At 67.6% G+C, this 16,098-nt stretch carries 15 protein-coding genes; 8 read left to right on the top strand and 7 right to left on the bottom strand.

Annotated elements, in window-relative coordinates:
* Window positions 1–61: 61 nt before the first annotated feature.
* The 4 genes from Aco04nite_RS25795 (at window position 62) to Aco04nite_RS25810 (ending at window position 4,255) form a co-directional block, all read left to right on the top strand.
* On the top strand, window positions 62–748 hold the full coding sequence (locus Aco04nite_RS25795) for a CBS domain-containing protein (protein WP_244876288.1): 687 nt from the start codon (window positions 62–64) through the stop codon (window positions 746–748).
* Between the two features lie 56 nt (window positions 749–804).
* Window positions 805–1,275, top strand: coding sequence for a Crp/Fnr family transcriptional regulator (locus tag Aco04nite_RS25800; protein ID WP_212999833.1), 471 nt, complete (start codon window positions 805–807; stop codon window positions 1,273–1,275).
* 71 nt (window positions 1,276–1,346) lie between these two features.
* Window positions 1,347–1,754 (top strand): nitroreductase/quinone reductase family protein, encoded by a 408-nt coding sequence (locus Aco04nite_RS25805; protein ID WP_244876289.1) that lies wholly within the window; start codon window positions 1,347–1,349, stop codon window positions 1,752–1,754.
* A 101-nt stretch (window positions 1,755–1,855) separates the two neighbouring features.
* Complete coding sequence (locus Aco04nite_RS25810) at window positions 1,856–4,255, top strand: phosphoketolase family protein (protein ID WP_212999834.1); 2,400 nt, start codon at window positions 1,856–1,858, stop codon at window positions 4,253–4,255.
* A gap of 399 nt (window positions 4,256–4,654) precedes the next feature.
* Here Aco04nite_RS25810 and Aco04nite_RS25815 read toward each other — a convergent pair whose 3' ends face one another.
* The 7 genes from Aco04nite_RS25815 to Aco04nite_RS25845 form a co-directional block, all read right to left on the bottom strand.
* The gene (locus Aco04nite_RS25815) at window positions 4,655–5,539 is read right to left on the bottom strand and encodes a universal stress protein (RefSeq protein WP_212999835.1); all 885 of its coding nucleotides are present in this window, start codon (window positions 5,537–5,539) and stop codon (window positions 4,655–4,657) included.
* Between the two features lie 452 nt (window positions 5,540–5,991).
* Window positions 5,992–6,888 carry a universal stress protein gene (locus Aco04nite_RS25820; RefSeq protein ID WP_212999836.1) on the bottom strand — a complete coding sequence of 299 codons (897 nt, stop codon included), beginning with the start codon at window positions 6,886–6,888 and terminating at the stop codon, window positions 5,992–5,994.
* A gap of 580 nt (window positions 6,889–7,468) precedes the next feature.
* Window positions 7,469–8,467, bottom strand: coding sequence for an Acg family FMN-binding oxidoreductase (locus Aco04nite_RS25825; protein WP_212999837.1), 999 nt, complete (start codon window positions 8,465–8,467; stop codon window positions 7,469–7,471).
* Window positions 8,468–8,628: 161 nt separating this feature from the next.
* Entirely contained in the window at window positions 8,629–9,405 is a 777-nt protein-coding gene (locus tag Aco04nite_RS25830) for a sulfite exporter TauE/SafE family protein (RefSeq protein ID WP_212999838.1), read from the bottom strand.
* Window positions 9,402–9,983 (bottom strand): rhodanese-like domain-containing protein, encoded by a 582-nt coding sequence (locus Aco04nite_RS25835; RefSeq protein WP_212999839.1) that lies wholly within the window; start codon window positions 9,981–9,983, stop codon window positions 9,402–9,404. The genes Aco04nite_RS25830 and Aco04nite_RS25835 overlap by 4 nt, the downstream gene beginning before the upstream one ends.
* Window positions 9,980–11,383, bottom strand: coding sequence for an MBL fold metallo-hydrolase (locus Aco04nite_RS25840; protein WP_212999840.1), 1,404 nt, complete (start codon window positions 11,381–11,383; stop codon window positions 9,980–9,982). The genes Aco04nite_RS25835 and Aco04nite_RS25840 overlap by 4 nt, the downstream gene beginning before the upstream one ends.
* Before the next feature lie 194 nt (window positions 11,384–11,577).
* Entirely contained in the window at window positions 11,578–11,841 is a 264-nt protein-coding gene (locus tag Aco04nite_RS25845) for a metal-sensitive transcriptional regulator (RefSeq protein ID WP_438874940.1), read from the bottom strand.
* A gap of 303 nt (window positions 11,842–12,144) precedes the next feature.
* On the opposite strand from Aco04nite_RS25845, the gene Aco04nite_RS25850 reads away from it, so the two are divergent.
* From Aco04nite_RS25850 to Aco04nite_RS25860, 4 genes are all read left to right on the top strand, one after another.
* Window positions 12,145–13,773: an FAD-dependent oxidoreductase gene (locus Aco04nite_RS25850; protein WP_212999842.1), complete on the top strand. Its 1,629-nt coding sequence runs from the start codon at window positions 12,145–12,147 to the stop codon at window positions 13,771–13,773.
* A 553-nt stretch (window positions 13,774–14,326) separates the two neighbouring features.
* Window positions 14,327–14,458, top strand: coding sequence for a hypothetical protein (locus Aco04nite_RS49710; RefSeq protein WP_280519381.1), 132 nt, complete (start codon window positions 14,327–14,329; stop codon window positions 14,456–14,458).
* An 88-nt stretch (window positions 14,459–14,546) separates the two neighbouring features.
* A complete protein-coding gene (locus tag Aco04nite_RS25855; RefSeq protein WP_212999843.1) occupies window positions 14,547–14,936 on the top strand; it encodes a hypothetical protein in 390 nt (129 codons plus the stop codon).
* A 688-nt stretch (window positions 14,937–15,624) separates the two neighbouring features.
* On the top strand, window positions 15,625–15,987 hold the full coding sequence (locus Aco04nite_RS25860) for an HPF/RaiA family ribosome-associated protein (protein WP_212999844.1): 363 nt from the start codon (window positions 15,625–15,627) through the stop codon (window positions 15,985–15,987).
* Window positions 15,988–16,098: the final 111 nt, after the last annotated feature.

Below are 16,098 nucleotides of genomic sequence, written 5' to 3' on the forward strand. Positions count from 1 at the left end.
CGGCCCTGACCGGTGGCGGGCCGGACTTCTACCGTGAGAAGTACGTAGCGAGGAGGCTGCCATGTCAGTGTGGAGAGTGGACGACGTAATGACCAAGGCGGTCGTGTCGGTGCAGCCGACGGCGACCTACCGCGAAGTGGTGGATCTGTTGATCGGCCGGCGTTTCAGTGCCGTACCGGTCGTGGACGGATTCCAGCACGTGACCGGCGTGATCTCCGAAGCGGATCTGCTTCGCAAGATCGAGTACGCGGGTGACGACGCGCCTCGACTGTTCGAGGGACGCCGTCGCCGGGGCGAGCGAGCCAAGGCACATGCGGGCACCGCAGCCGACCTGATGAGCAGTCCGCCGGTGCTGGCACTCAGCGGGACACCGATCGCGGCCGCCGCCCGGCTCATGGACGTCGAGAACGTCAAGCGGTTGCCCGTCGTCGACGATCTGGGCCGGCTGATCGGCATCGTCTCCCGCGGTGACCTGCTCAAGGTGCACCTGCGGCCGGACGACGAGATCCGCGCCGACATCGGCCACAACGTCTTCGACGTACTGCTGCCCGACGGCTCCGAACAGGTGGACGTCGCCGTGGCCGAAGGAGTGGTGAGGCTGACCGGGCCGATCGACCGGCGCTCGACCGCCAACCTGGCGATCCGGCTGACCCGGCAGGTCCCCGGCGTCGTGGACGTGATCGACAAGTTCGATGTCGCGTTCCAGGACACGGACACCACCGGAGCCGGCGTCTTCTTCGTCGCCTGAACACGTGCGCGGGGCTTGGCCGCCACCGGGCCCCGCGCCCACCACGGGAGAACCCCATGCCGTCGTTGAGTGTCTTCGACCTGCTCGCCATGCATGACTTCGTCGCCGACCTTCCGGCCACCTGGCTGCATCGGCTTGCCGGTGCCGGGCGACCGGTCTACTTCGCCGCCGGGCACCGGCTGTGCCGCGAAGACGCCCCGGCTGAGCAGTTCTGGCTGATCCACTCCGGCGCGGTCGCGATCGATTTCTCCGTTCCGGGCCGCGGCGACATCGTCGTCGAGCGGGTCGGTGCCGGCGCGCCGGTTGGCTGGTCGTGGATGCGGCCGCCATTTCGGTGGCGTTTCGGCGCCATCGTCGCGGAGGACGTCCGTGCCCTGGAGTTCGACGCCGCGCGAGTTCAGAACCTGATCGCCGAAGACGCCGACCTCGGGCGAGAACTGACCGGCCGAATGCTGGACATCGTGACGGACCGCCTGCAGCACGCCCGGCATCGGCTGATCGAGGTCTATGCCTACCCGGGAGATTGACGATGCTGCTCGCAGATTCCTTGAAGCGCTGGATGTACCGCGGTGGACGCCCGCAGGGTTTGGCCCGCTTGATGAACCGATTCTCCGCTGTCCAGTTCCGGGCCGGCTTGCTCGTGCCGTCCAACTGGGCGACTCTCGAGGTGCGTGGGCGGCGTACGGGCCGGATGGTGTCCTGCCCGCTCGTGGTTGCCCGATACGAGGGCCGGGATTACCTGGTTTCCATGCTCGGAACCGACGCCAACTGGGTCGCAAACGTGCGTGCCGCAGGCGGCGACGCTTCCCTCAGCCACGGGCGCAGGGAGAACATCCATCTCAGCGAGGTAGCGGTGCAGGACCGCCCGCCGATTCTGCGCCGCTACCTGGAGAAGGCCCCCGGAGCGCGACCGCACATCCCAGTTGATCGGCATGCCCCGCTCGAGGCCTTCGAGGCGATCGCGGGGGACTACCCGGTGTTCCTCGTAACCCGTCCTGCCCCGTAGGGCCGAAGGTCCCACCGGCGCTGGCTTCCGGCCCTACGGGCAGGACACGCCCGCGCCCTACGGTCGGACACAACGACAAAGATCCTCCGAAAGGAATCGCCGTGACCGCGGTTGTGTCCGACCTGCTGCAGACCCTGGCCGAACCCGACGAGGCCGAGCTCGCCCGCCTCGACGCGTGGTGGCGGGCCGCCAACTACCTGACCATCGGGCAGATCTACCTCAAGGCGAACCCCCTGCTGCGCGAGGCCCTGTCCGCGGAGCACATCAAGCCCCGGCTGCTCGGACACTGGGGGACCAGCCCGGGCCTGTCGCTCATCTACGCCCACGTATCGCGGCTGATCCGCCACACCGGCCAGCAGGCCATCTACCTGGCCGGGCCCGGCCACGGGGGCCCGGCACTGGTCGCTGCCGGCTACCTGGAGGGCACATACTCGGAGATCTACCCGCAGATCACCCAGGACGAGGACGGCATGCGGAAGTTGTTCCGCCAGTTCTCCAGCCCCGGCGGCATCCCGAGCCACGTCTCGGTCACCACGCCCGGATCGATCCACGAGGGCGGCGAGCTTGGCTACGTGCTGGTGCACGCGTTCGGCGCCGTCATGGACAACCCGGACCTGCTGGCTATCGCGGTAGTCGGCGACGGTGAGGCCGAGACCGGCCCGCTCGAGGGTTCCTGGAAGGGTGTCTCGTTCATCAACCCCGCCCGCGACGGGGCGGTCCTGCCGATTTTGCACCTCAATGGAGCCAAGATTTCCGGCCCCACCGTGCTGGCCCGCAAGCACGCCGACGAGGTGCAGGAACTGCTGCGCGGCCACGGCTACGACGTCATCGAAGTCTCCGGTGAGGACTTGCCCGGCATGCACTTCCGGTTCGCCGCCGCCCTCGCGCAGGCGTGGGGACGCATCCACGCCATCCAGACTGCGGCACGCGAGGGCAAGTGGGACGGGACCCGGCCGGTCTGGCCGCTGATCGTCCTCCGTTCACCCAAGGGCTGGACCGGACCGGACGAGGTCGACGGCGTGCGGGTCACCGGCTCGTGGCGGTCGCACCAGGTTCCGCTGTCCGGAGTGCGGGACAACCCGGAACACCTGGCGATCCTCGAGCATTGGCTCAAGTCGTACCGCCCCGAGGAGCTCTTCGACGCGACCGGAGCGCCGACCGCTCTGATCCGCGAACAGGCGCCCGCCGGCGATCTCCGGATGAGCGCCTCGCCGCACGCCAACGGCGGCGTCCTGACCCGCGATCTCGACCTGCCCGACTTCCGCGACTACGCCTTCCCGGTGACACAGCCGGCGACCGAGCACGCCGAGTCGACCCGCCGGCTCGGCGAGATGATGCGCGACATCTACGCCCGCAACCCGGAAACCTTCAGGCTGTTCTGCCCCGACGAGACCAACAGCAACCGCCTCGGCGCCATCTTCGAGGTCTCCGACCGCGCGTTCATGGAGCGCGTCGGCCCCGGCGACGTGGCGATCAGTCGCGACGGGCGGGTGATGGAGGTGCTGTCCGAGCACAACTGCCACGGCTGGCTCGAGGGCTACAACCTGACCGGACGGCACGGCATGTTCGCCACCTACGAGGCCTTCGCCATGGTCAGCGCGTCCCAGACCGTCCAGCACGGCAAGTGGCTGCAGGAAGCGAAGAACCTGCCCTGGCGGGAAAAGGTGCCCAGCCTCAACGTGCTGCTCACCTCGACGGCGTGGCGCAACGACCACAACGGTTTCAGCCACCAGGGCCCTGGACTGATCCAGGTGGTGCTCACCCAACGGGGGGACGTGGCCCGCGTCTACCTGCCACCGGACGCCAACACACTCCTGTCGGTCGCGGATCACTGCTTCCGATCGCGGTCGTACGTCAACCTGATCGTCATCGACAAGCAGCCGCAGCTGCAGTACCTCACCATGGACGAGGCCATCGAGCACTGCACCCGCGGCGCGGGAGTCTGGGACTGGGCCGGCACCGACGACGACGGCAGCGATCCCGACATCGTGCTCGCCTGCGCCGGCGACGTAGTCACCATGGAAACCGTCGCCGCGGCGCAGATCCTCCGCGACCGGCTCCCCGGCTTCAAGGTCCGGGTTGTCAACGTCGTCGACCTGATGACGCTGCCGCGGCCCAAGGACCACCCGCACGGCATGAGCGGGACCCAGTTCACCGAGCTGTTCACCGACACCGTCGACGTGGTCTTCGCCTTCCACGGCTACCCGGGCGCCATCCACCAGCTCGTGCACGGCCGGCCCGACGCCGACCGCTTCCGGGTGCGTGGCTTCATCGAGCAGGGTACGACCACCACGCCGTTCGACATGACGGTCCGCAACAAGGCGTCGCGCTACCACCTGGTGATGGACGCGATCAACAACGCCCACCGCCTGCCCCGCGGCGCCGCCGACTTGAAGGCGTGGTGCGAGGCGCAACTCAAGCGGCACGAGGCGTACGTCATCGAACATCTAGAAGACATGCCGGAGGTTCGCAACTGGTCGCTGGACACCACAGCGAAGTAAGCACTGGCTCCGGTTGGCGGCGGCTCCGAAGCTCGGGGCCGCCGTCAACCTGTCGGTCTCGTCCCTCCTTGTGTTGAGCGCACCGCTGCGACGTCAGTTTGGAGTTGCACGTGCAGGTGAGGTCGTCCGGCGCGGAGCAACTGCCGGACGACCTGGGAAACAAGCGGCGCGCAGACACGTAGTGGGGCCGCGCGTCCGGTGCTGTACCGACACCGGGTAGCCGTCGGTGAGCTGTGCGGGCAGCCTGTCGTGTCGCGGTGATGGCCGGTGATCGTGTGGGCGGCGAACGGCACGTGGCGCAGTCCGGGGGTTCGTCCGTTGCTCACCGCAGCGCGGCCGCCACGGCGGAAGGTCCGTTGAATCCGACGATGACACGACCGGCCATCTCGTCGCCTCCGTTCACGAACCGGGTGCGGTGGCGGTGCCGGATTCTTCACGGCTATGCACGATCATGACCATGCGGTGCGCCCGGTGCAATGTGCTCATGGCGACGCTGCCGACGATGAGCTCGCGCCCCGCGGATCGGCCCCGTGAGCCGAGCACCATCACCGCAGCACGGTGATCCCGGGCGGCCGCGGCCAAGGCGTCAGCGATCGCGGGTGCGGAACCTTCGTGGCGACTGTTCACCCGCTGCACGGTCATCGCAGGCTCGCCGGCCAGACTCACCGGCTCCACGTCATGGTCGACGCTGATCAGCACGATCTGGCGCTGCGGCCACAAACGCACGGCCTCGGCTAGAGCGTTGGCGGCTCCGGCGGATCCGTCCCAGGCCACCAGCACGGGGCCTTGGTTCAGGGCCTCGTCGTCGGCGGCGAGCAGCGGGTACGGCGCTACCAGCGCCGGTTGGGTGGCGTAGTGCACGGCCATGTCGGACACGCTGCCCAGTACGGCTCGAGTGCCGCCGAGTCCGCGGGATCCGAACAGCAGCAGATCCGCGTCGACCTTGCGGGCGACCTCGGTGAATTCGAATCCCTCACCGCCGTAGCAGCGCACCGTCAAAGGTTCGGCTGTCCACCCGGCGGTCCGCGCCAGGGCGACGCCCATTCCCGCGACCCGATCGGATTCTCTTTGCCCTTCACGCTCGACGGCCGCGACGAACGCGTCGACCTGCTGAGTTCCCCTCCAGAGCCGCCGCCGTAGCTGCTCGCTGGCGAACGGAGGCGTCCACAGATGGACGACCACCGCATGGGCGCCCGGAAGCAGCCGAGCACATTCCTCGATCGCCACGCCCGCCGGCAACGATCCGTCATAGCCAACCAATACCCGTACTGCGGTCCTGCCCATGAGCTTCCCGCCTCCTGACGCCGGTTTACAGGACATCCCTCGGTTCGAGGGTGTTCTCTTCCTGAACGCCCCGCCAGAGGCAACCGGCCCCTCTACGGACCGGCCGGTTCAGGCAGCTGAGCGAAGGCCTGCGCTGTGTGACACGCGTTCTTGCCGACGTCTTAGACGGAACTCACCGCGAACTCAGCGGGTCTGCCGACGGCGAAGCTTCAAGGTGATTGCGCTGACGGTGGCAGCGACGCTGGCGCACGTGAGTGCGATCCCGACCGCGCCCCAGACGACCATAGCCACGGACAGACTCGCGCGTACTGGTCGCCGGAGCGTTCGCCGTGGCCGATCCTCGGCGTAGCGACTGGGCTGGGCAGGAACGCGATGGGCGGTATCACCACGACTCTGCGGCGTGAGCGGCCGCAGGTTCGGCGTGCGGCGGAACGCCGTTGGAAGTGAGGAGCTCAGTCTGATTGCTGCTCGTCGCGGACCACCGCGACCGGGCAGGCGGCATGAAAGATCAGATGCTGGCTGACGGAACCGATCAACAGACCGACGAAGCCGCCATGGCCACGATCACCGACGACCAGCAGCTGCGCCTTATGCGACCAGGACGCCAGCACCGGCCCGGCCGAGCCTCGACCCAGCCTCCGCCGGATCGGAAGGCCGGGATGGCGGTCGGCAAGGCTCTTTACGATCTTCGACAGCTTCCGGTCTTCGTCGGCCTCGAGCAGGTCGATGTCGTAGACCAGCGGCATTATGGCGCCCGGTCCGGTTCCTGCCGGTGTGCGCCAAACATGCGCGGTCACGAGTTCGGTGCCGCGCCGTGCGGCCTCGTCGGCGGCGAATTCAAGCGCCCGCAACGACCGCGCGGAGCCGTCGACGCCGACGATCACAGGCCCCTCAGATTTCGAAGCGCCCTTGACCACGATGACCGGACTGGATCCGTAGGTGGACAGCTGGGTGGCGACCGTGCCGGCCAGCATGCCCTCGAAGCGGCCCAGACCTCGGTCACCGACAACGACCACTGCCGCGTGGCGGCTGCGTTGCAGCATCACGTACGCCGCCGGCCCGTCCGCTACCTCGGTCGTGACCGGAACCTCAGGCGCTACCTTCTCGGCGTGGGTTTTCGCCTCGGCGACGATCGCGTCGGCGTGGGCCCGGACCAGTGTGGCCGGTTCGGGCGCGCCTTCCGTAGCCGGCCGTGCGGCGACCAACGCAGCCGGCCAGACGAATGCGTAGACGATGTGCAGCCGGGCACGACGCAGCTGGGCTTCGGTCGCGGCCAGTTCGACGGCGTCGAGACTTGACGGTGACCCGTCGACGCCTACTACCACGGGTGCACTGGCAATGGCCGTCATCTCAACCTCCGCTGTTTGTGCTGGACCAGCCGGTCGTATCGGCGGCCTGTGGACGATCGGATCCGGGATGCCCCGGCCTGGTGCCTCCCTGGCCGTCCCGGCAATCGTGACGCTGGATCCGCGGGGCCGGTAGGGCCGATGGTCCCTGCCCGGCGGATGTACCGGGTTCGCTGACGCGGCGGCGACGCCGCTGTCGCGGGCACGCCGAAGAATTTCAGCGACCCGGTGGTTAGCGTGAGCAGGTACGGCAGAAGGTCGATCCCGGCGAGGAATGCGGCGAGCTCACCGCCGCTGTCACCGGACCCGCCTACGCCTTCTCCGTTGACGCCGTCCGAGAGTTCACCTGGCACAGCACCGCCCGCACCGCCACCGTCGCCCGCTCCGAAGCCGTCCGGATGCTCTGACCTCGGTTGCCGTCGCGGCTGGTCTGCCGCCTGTCTGGTACAGGCTTGTCCTCGAGCAGCCGTCACCGGCAGAGCGCTGGTCGCGGGAAGAAACTCGACGATCCGCGGTCTGCTTGAGCTGCGAGAACGCAGAAGATACTGCATTGAAACAGGCCAAGAGACCCAGAGACGACGGATTAGTTTTCGATGCGGATCACGTCGGCGGGCGCACGGCGCGGTGAGGGAGGGACGGGATCGGTCGCCTCGACGTAGCCGAGCCGAACAACCAGATAGGGCTCGCCCACCCCGGAGAGCAGCCGGCCGAGCAGGCGCCGTGGCCAGGCCACCTCGACTGCCTCGCTGATGGGAGCGGTCGCCAAGCCGTCGGCGGTTGCTCGCAGGAGCAGGGCGGACATGGCCTCCCCGCCGCGGAGCAGATCGCCCGGCTGGTCGGTGGTGCCGAAAATGATGACGTACGCGGCGCCTTCGTCGTGGTCGACGCCGGGCAGCAGACCGGGCGAGCCGTCCGGCAGGAAGTTGCGCACTGGTACCCGCCGAAGGCTGGGCTCGACGGCGGTCGTAGGCGGCACACCGTCGGCGGTCCACGCCGGTCGATGTGTCCAGTCGGTGAGCTCACTGGTGTGGGCCGGGTCGAAGTAGTTGGCGTCGGCGGCCTCATCGACCGAGATGGCCAGCTCCGGCACTCGGTCATCGGGCACGAGGTGCAGATAGGCGCCCTGAGCCTCGACAAGCCGCCGCAAGCGGGTCAGGCTTCGCTCGGATACCGGTCGGTCACCGAAGGCGCGGCGATCGGTGCGGCGCCGGCTGATGGCGGCGACCAGTTCCCCGGCGTCCGGGTCCGGCGTGGTGCGGCCCGGGACACGGATCCGGGCGAGCAGGTCGGGGTGCCCCTCCTCGGGAAAGCGGTCCACCTCTGCGTACCATCCGCCCGCCGCCAGTGAGATTCGAGCGTGGTGCAGTGCGCCACCGCAGCTCAGCAGGAGCAGCCGACCCTCGGCATCGGTGACGCCCAGACGGCGGCCCGGGTCGGACGCCAGCTCCAGGACGTCACCGATGAGACGCCACTTCCAAGGCTGTGTATTGAACACCGATGGAGCACGCAGCGACGCCCGGGCAGCGATCTCCAGAGCCGTGCGCGCCTCGGCACGGGTCACGTCTTCTGCTGGCCTGGTCATGGCAGAACCTCCGGACTCGTAGCGTTTCTCCACGGTTGCAGGCTGTGGTCGGACGGGTCAGGGTCGAAGGTCCCAACCAGTCGGCCATCACCCTGGCATCGGTGATTCAGAACGAGAGGATTTCTCGGCGGTCCTGGCGACTGACAGCTCAGGCATCGCCTTCAGCTGACCGGCGGATGGACAGCAGCTTGGAGGAGGACGAAGAGGGCAATGGCGAGGATGAGGTAGGCGAACGCCCGGCTGAGTCGCCGTGCCGGTAGCCGTGAGGCGAATCTGCCTGCGACGAGCGAGCCGATGATCGCGGCGGCCGTGAAAGCGCCGGTGACGCGGAAATCGAGGGTGGCGTCGCCGGCGTGGGCGACGAACCCGGCGGCGGAGTTGACGACGATGATCGCCAATGAGGTGCCGACGGCAGCCGGCATGGGCAGGCCGAGCAGCACGACCAACGCAGGAATGATGAGGAATCCTCCACCGACGCCGAACAGACCGGTGAGGAATCCCACGGCGATGCCGGCGCCGACAGACTTCGGCAGGCAGCCGCGCCAGTTGACGCCGCCGCTGGGAAGTGCGCAGTCGCCGCCGGATTTGTCGTCGTCGCGCAGCATCCGGGCAGCGGCGGCGACCATGAGGGCGGCGAATCCGAGCAACACCATGCGCGGATCGAGGAGCCGGTTGACCGCGGCCCCGCCGAACGCCGCGGCGGCGCCGGCGGCGCCGACGACCGCTGCGATACGCCAACGGATCAGCCCGGTGCGCAGCCGTGGCAACAGCGCGGCGGCCGAGGAGATCCCCACCACCAGCAATGACGTCGGTACCGCGGTGCTCAGTGGCAGTCCGGCTCCATAGACCAGGGCCGGGACGGCGAGAATGGAGCCGCCGCTCCCAAGCAGTCCGAGCAGGATGCCGATGAGCGTGCCGAGGCCGATGGCGGCGGTCACGGTTGCGGGCCGGCCAGATCAGAAACGATCTTGTCGAGGCTGGTTCGCGGTCCACGGTTGTAAGGCAGCCGAGACAACAGCATTCCCATGGCGCAGGTGTTGGTTACCGCGGCAAGTGCCAGCCCCGCGCCGACCACCGCCGCGACCCACTTCGCCGCCGGCACCGGGAGGCTGATCAGGACGGCGATGAGCACGATTGACCCGGCGGTCAGCCGAACCTGGCGTTCGAGATCCCATCGGGGTACGCCAGTGCGCAGAGGGGCGCCGGCCGCCTGCCAGGCGGTGATACCGCCGTGCAGTACGCGCAAATTGGGCAGACCGGCTGCGGCGAGTGCTGCTTCAGCGGCGACGGCACGTTGCCCGGACCGGCAGACGAGGACGACCTGTTCGTCCAGGTGGGCGCGGAGTTCGTCGCGGTGCTCGCGCAGCAGGTCGAGCGGCACGTTGTAGGAGCCTGGGATGTGCGCGGTTTCGAACTCGGCGGGCGTACGCACGTCGATGAGGCGCGGAGCGTTCCCGGTGGTGATGAGATGGCTCAGGTCGGCTGCTTGCACCGCGGCCGGGTCGCCGCTGCTCACGCGTTCTCCTCGGTGCTGGTGATGGTCAGGCCGGCATCGGCGGCTTTTTCATAGGCGTCGTCGAGGTGCACCACCGCGCGGCCGGCTCGTTGCAGCAGGCTGGTAGCGGCGGCAGCGCGATAGCCTGAGCCGCAGTGAACCCACACGGTGCCGGTGGGCACCTCGGCGAGCCGGTGCGGCAGCTCGGGCAGGGGGATGTGCACGGCACCGTTGATGTGGCCGGCCCGCCATTCATTGGTCATCCGTACGTCGATCAGTACCTCGGGCGCAGGAAGTCCGTGCGGTACGGCTCCGCGGCGAGCCGAGGCCAGATCTTCGAACGTTGCCGTACGGAGCTCGGCCAAACGAGCGTCGTCGCCGGCGGCCCAGTCCTCGGGCCGGCCGGTCGCTGCGGCGGCGGGCCGTTCGATACCGATACGAGTCAGTTCACGCTGGGCGTCGGCGATCTGCTGCTCGTTGTCGCCGAGCAGGGTGATCGGGGTGTCCCAAGGGGCCATCCAGCCGAGCCAGGTCGACATGGGCCCGTCGAGTCCGAAGCTCAAGGTACCGGCCAGGTGTCGGTGCGCGAATGCCTTACGGGTGCGTAGATCGACCACCCATTCGCCGGCGGTGATCCGGTCGGCGAGTTCAACCGGGTCGGCGCGGCGTGCGGGGGTGAGGTCGAGCAGGTCGGCGCCAGCGGCGTTGCGTGCTCCCATGTGTGCGTAGTAGGCAGGGTAGGCGTCCAACCCGGCGAGGGTCTCGGTGACGAAGTCGTCGGCCTCGAGGCGTAGGGCAGGGTTCACCCGCCGCTCCCGCCCGATGGTCGAGGCATCTGCGTCGGACTGGGTGGCGGAGCAGAAGCTACCGAATCCGTGTGTCGGCCACACCTCAGCGCCGTCGGGCAGTATTTCGGCGAGGCGGCGTACCGAGTGGTGCTGGCGGCCGGCCAGGGTGTGAGCACGCTGCTGGCCGAGCAGGTCCGTGCGCCCCGTGGTGCCGTACAGCAGGGATCCACCGGTGAATGCACCCACTGGTCCGTCGGGACTGTGCAGCACGTACGACAGATGGTGGAAGGTGTGCCCCGGTGTGGCAACAACCGTGACGCTGATCGCGTCGGACACGGTGATCACGTCGCCGTCGGCGACCGGTAGCCGCTCGAAGCCGACCGTGTCGATGCCGGCCACCAGGTAGGTCGCACCAGCAACGCGGGCCAGGGCCAGCCCGCCGGATACGTAGTCGTTGTGCAGGTGCGTCTCGGCCACGTGGGTGATTCGAACCCCGAGCCGGCCGGCCAACGCCAGCACCCTGTCGATATCGCGTTGCGGGTCAACTACCAGCGCCACCCGTCCGTCGTGGGCGAGGTAGCTACGGTCCCCGAGCGACGAGGTCTCCACGACCTCAACCTCAATAAGTGACATCCGCCTTCTCCTTTCGGTGTTTACGCCTGGTCGGGTTGGTGAGCTCAATGAACGCGTCGCGGCTCCGGACGGTCGGATGACCGGCAACGTCAATGGCTCAGTTGGATACCCCCGGGGGTATGTGCCGGACGGACTGGTGGGATGTGGGCAGGCTGAAGAGGCCCCACATGTGCGGGGCATCGACAGTCAGACGATCAGGACAGGGCCATGAACAACTTCTCGAGCTGTTCTTCGCTCATGGGTGGCTGCTCGCCGCGCTCGCGAGCCTCTTGGCATTGCCGCATGCCCGTTGCAATGATCTTGAAGCCAGCCTTGTCCAGCGCGCGTGAAACGGCAGCGAGCTGCGTCAGTACCCGTTCGCAGTCGTCACCGTTCTCGATCATGGCGATCACCGCTCCCAGCTGTCCGTTCGCGCGTTTCAGCCGCATCAACGGGTTCGACAGCACCTTGGCGTCCATCTCCACGTCGCCCACCTCCACAGCCGAGCATACCCCCCGGGGTACCGGAATCGAGAGTGGAACCAGTCACCCCAAGTAACTGCCGTGGCAAAGGTTTCTCGCCGGCAAGGAAGCCTGTCCAGTTGAAGGCCTCGAAGAAAACTGGCGTTTGACGTTCTTGATCCAGTCCTCACCTGCTGCTTGTTGCCGGCGAACGGTGGACGATCGCCATGCCACAAGAGGGGACTAACGACTCTGCCCCTCTGGCATACCCCCGCGGGTATGTTCGGAGAGTGAGTTCACGCCAGCCGCACAGGAGGAGCCGTGAAGACGATCGTGGTGGGTGGAGTGGCCGGTGGAATGTCGACGGCAACCCGGCTGCGCCGTCTGTCAACTCAGGCGATCATCGTGGTGTTCGAGCGCGGCGAGCATGTCTCGTACGCCAACTGCGGCTTGCCGTACCACGTGGGTGGCGTGATCGCCGAGCGCCAGGCATTGCTGCTGCAGACGCCAGAGAGCCTGCAGGCCCGCTTCGACCTCGACGTACGAGTGCAATCCGAGGTCCTCGCCATCGACCGGGACCGTCGAACGGTACGAGTGCGGGACCTGACACTCGGCCGGGAGTACGAAGAAACCTACGACCGTCTGGTACTCAGCCCTGGTGCCGTCCCCATCGTGCCCGAGCTGCCCGGAATCAAGCGAGCCCTGACCCTGCGCACGGTGGCTGACGCCGACCAGATACGGGCCGCGCTGACCGACGCTCGCACGGCCGTCGTCGTCGGCGGTGGATTCATCGGACTGGAAACCGCTGAGAACCTGGCCCACCGCGGTATGGCGGTGACGGTGGTCGAGCGCGACGCTCAGGTTCTCGGCATGCTGGACCCGGAACTGGCGGACGCCGTGCACGCCGAACTGTCGCGACATGGAGTAACTCTGCGTCTGGGTGCCAATCTGGCCAAAGTTCTCCCTGATGCCGTCGAACTCGACGATGGCGAACTCATCGATACCGACGTCGTCCTGCTGGCCATCGGTGTCCGTCCCGAAGTGGATCTGGCCCGCGACGCCGGCCTGGCGATCGGCCCGCGCGGCGGGATCGCCGTGGACGAGGGCATGCGTACCAGCGACCCGTGCATCTACGCCGTCGGTGACGCGGTGGAGAAAATCGACGCCACCGACAGCAGACCTCAGCTGATCCCGCTGGCCAACACGGCCAACCGGCAGGGAAGACTCGTGGCTGACGCAATAGCAGGCCACTCGGTGCACCTCGGCGGGCGGATCGGCACAGCGATCGTGCAGGTCTTCGACCTGACCATCGCCGTCACCGGCTGGAACGAGAAACGCCTGCGCGCGGCTGCCCGGCCTTACCAGATGATCCACACCCATCCGGCTTCACACGCCGGCTACTTTCCGGGCGCAGACCCGATGTCCTTGAAACTGATCTTCGACCCGCGAGACGGCGCCATCCTCGGTGCACAGGCGGTCGGCGGCAAGGGCGTTGACAAACGCATCGACATCCTCGCCACCGCCATGCGCGCAGGCCTGACCGCTCCCGACCTCGCTGACCTGGAACTGGCGTACGCCCCGGCGTTCGGCTCGGCCAAGGATCCCGTCAACATGTTGGGGTACATCGCCGACAACCTGATGTCGGGCACCGAACGCACCGTCCAGTGGCATGAGATCGCCGCCGGAGCCACTCTCCTCGACGTACGCACCGACGACGAGTACGAAGCCGGCCATATCCCCGGTTCAATCCACATTCCGGTCGACGAGCTGCGCACCCGGCTCGGTGAACTCCCTGCAGTCGACCTGATCGTCTACTGCCAGGTCGGCGTGCGGGGCCACACCGCCGCTGCTCTCCTCAACGGGCTCGGCCGCAACGCGGTCAACCTTGACGGCGGATACCGCACCTGGATCGCCGGTACCCACAGCGGACTCGAGAGAGAACCGTGCTGATCCGCCACGTTGAGATGGGCCTGCTCTATCGCATCGTGTAGATGGTCTTCTCCGTCTGATGACACCGGCGGCACCTGTGGGCCTGCGGAGCGCTGAACTCCATGTTCGTGTAGAACCACGGTCCCCAATCGTGCTCGGGCCGAGACTCCGTAGCACTGCATCGTTCGCAGCGGCGAACCTGCTCGCATCCTCCGGCAGCAACGTACGCGAACTCGGTCCAGCTGTGGCGAACCTTCTCGCTCAACTTTCCACATACGGTGCAGACCCGCTGACTCTCGCATCGACTGCCGGGAAGGAACCACTGCCCCGCATGCAGGCCGATTGAGCACAACATCCTCCTGAGGACGTTCATCTCGGCTCCCAAGTTTGGAAAACTCCCGTAGCCCCCATAGTGACGCTAAGACGCTGGCCGGGGATGTGGTCAGGGCCCAAAGGCCCGCAACGGTGAGGTCTATCGAACGGATACGGGGTGCCCTCCGGCCCTGCACTTGGGAGGAGCGGACGCGGTCTCCTGGAGGTGTCAACAAAGCAGGCACTCACGAGGAGGGCCACCATGCTGAAGCGCAACTTGATCGCGGCGGGCTACGCCGTCCTGCTGCCGTTGTCCAGCACGATCATCGTCGTTCTGGTCGCGGCCGGCGTCGAAGGAACCGTCTCCGGCATTCGCCGTCTCGCCCGGCGCTGACCAGGGCTGTCAGCTCGGCAGGCAGGGGCTAGGGAGGTGAACGATGATGACGACGCGTCAGTCCGGTAGTCCAGGATCTACCAGATGGATGGTGCCGGTGCTGCAGTCACCGATCAGTCACGTCCTGCCTCGGTCTGTGGTGCTGCTCCGCTATGTCTCGACAACCGGTGCCACCATCACTCTGCCTGTCCAAGCAGCGCAGGACAGCGAACGGTTCGTTGTCCTCGTGGGAAATGCCGGACGCAAACGCTGGTGGCGACACTTCCGGCGGGCCGCCTCCGCTGAGGTCTGGCTGGACGGCGAATCGCACCACGTCGTCGGCGAGGTCGTTGATGGCACCGGCGAGGCCGCCTCGTTCTATCGTCGTCGATTTCCCAGAACGGCCGGAGCGGAGCCTGCCGTATTCGTCGAGCTGCGCTGCGATTCCCGGACGCCCTCCGAGCTTCGCCGAGTTCGTTGTCCCAGCGTTGGCTCCTGACCGTCACAGCGGGAGAGTTCATCGGCTTCGCCGTACCCGCCGTCACCGGCACGCTCACGGCTCACGCCTCCGCCATGACCGCACTCGCGGCCATCCTGCAGCCGAGGCCGCACGCGGCACGAAGCGTGGCTTCGCTCAAGCCGCCGCGCTACGGCACGCTGCTGCGATCGGCGGCACGCCGCTGGATCTCGACCCCGCGGCCGCCACAGTCCTGGCGTACGCGATCGGAATGTCGCCCTCGGCCCGGCAAGCTGGATCGTGACCACGGCGCTCGAATGACTCGTCGGCCTCGCCGTCTTCCTGGGCTTCGCCATCGTTGCGGCAACCCGAACAGCCAGTCGCCGTCGTAGCGGCTATCAGGGTCATCGGCGGCCTGATCACGGCGGCCGTTACATCGTCAATCATCGGGCTCGGCCTGCGCCGACTACTTTGCGGAGCAACCAGGGCGCCGTCAGACAGCCTCGCATTCACCAGCCGAGCAGCGTCCGAGTCGGCCGCCTGCAGGCAGCCAGTCGGATCTGGGCCCCGGCCGCTGCGCACGGCAAGGAGTGCCGTCAGGTCCTGGTCATCGGCAGGTCCCGAGGGGCCGTATGGGTGCCGAACGGCCCTACATGTACTACTTCGGTTCGGCTGATCATGTAAATACGTCCGGATCGACGTGGGCCGGGCGGGACTGTGAGGAGGCGTCGTGACGCGCATCGAACAAGTCATCAGCCCGCAGGTGCACCTCCGCGGTGAAGTAACCCCAGAGGTTTCCGCCTACGCCGTCGCCAAGGTCATGGCAGTGCTGCACCACGCTCCTGGCCCCGTGCTTCGCGCTTCGTTGACCCTGGACGCGGCTGCGCCCGGCGACCGCGTGGACGCCCACGTGAACATCAACGGAGTCGGCGTTCACGTTCACGGTGTCGGTTCGACGATGCAGGAAGCGGCCGACCTCATGCAGGAGCGGCTCCGCTCGCGGCTGCATCATCTGCGCCGCCGGCCTCAGCAGGGCCCGCGGATACCTCCGCCGGAACTCGGTGAGCCGATCGGCGTGACCGGCGCAAGCTGACCGTGAAGAGTTTGTCTTCCCTGGCTGATCCGCCCCGGAGTGAAGGTCGCACTTCACCGGGATGGCCCTGCCCCTGGCGTGACTGCCGATGAACGGCTTTGGTCACGGCGG

This window comes from Winogradskya consettensis, assembly GCF_018332715.1.
Classification (GTDB): Bacteria; Actinomycetota; Actinomycetes; order Mycobacteriales; family Micromonosporaceae; genus Actinoplanes; species Actinoplanes consettensis.

Coding starts and splice junctions, on each gene's coding strand:
- Aco04nite_RS25795 (WP_244876288.1), top strand. CDS start 62: ATGTCAGTGTGGAGAGTGGACGACGTAATGACCAAGGCGGTCGTGTCG.
- Aco04nite_RS25800 (WP_212999833.1), top strand. CDS start 805: ATGCCGTCGTTGAGTGTCTTCGACCTGCTCGCCATGCATGACTTCGTC.
- Aco04nite_RS25805 (WP_244876289.1), top strand. CDS start 1,347: ATGAACCGATTCTCCGCTGTCCAGTTCCGGGCCGGCTTGCTCGTGCCG.
- Aco04nite_RS25815 (WP_212999835.1), bottom strand. CDS start 5,539: ATGGGCAGGACCGCAGTACGGGTATTGGTTGGCTATGACGGATCGTTG.
- Aco04nite_RS25820 (WP_212999836.1), bottom strand. CDS start 6,888: ATGACGGCCATTGCCAGTGCACCCGTGGTAGTAGGCGTCGACGGGTCA.
- Aco04nite_RS25825 (WP_212999837.1), bottom strand. CDS start 8,467: ATGACCAGGCCAGCAGAAGACGTGACCCGTGCCGAGGCGCGCACGGCT.
- Aco04nite_RS25840 (WP_212999840.1), bottom strand. CDS start 11,383: ATGTCACTTATTGAGGTTGAGGTCGTGGAGACCTCGTCGCTCGGGGAC.
- Aco04nite_RS25845 (WP_438874940.1), bottom strand. CDS start 11,841: ATGGACGCCAAGGTGCTGTCGAACCCGTTGATGCGGCTGAAACGCGCG.
- Aco04nite_RS49710 (WP_280519381.1), top strand. CDS start 14,327: ATGCTGAAGCGCAACTTGATCGCGGCGGGCTACGCCGTCCTGCTGCCG.
- Aco04nite_RS25855 (WP_212999843.1), top strand. CDS start 14,547: ATGGTGCCGGTGCTGCAGTCACCGATCAGTCACGTCCTGCCTCGGTCT.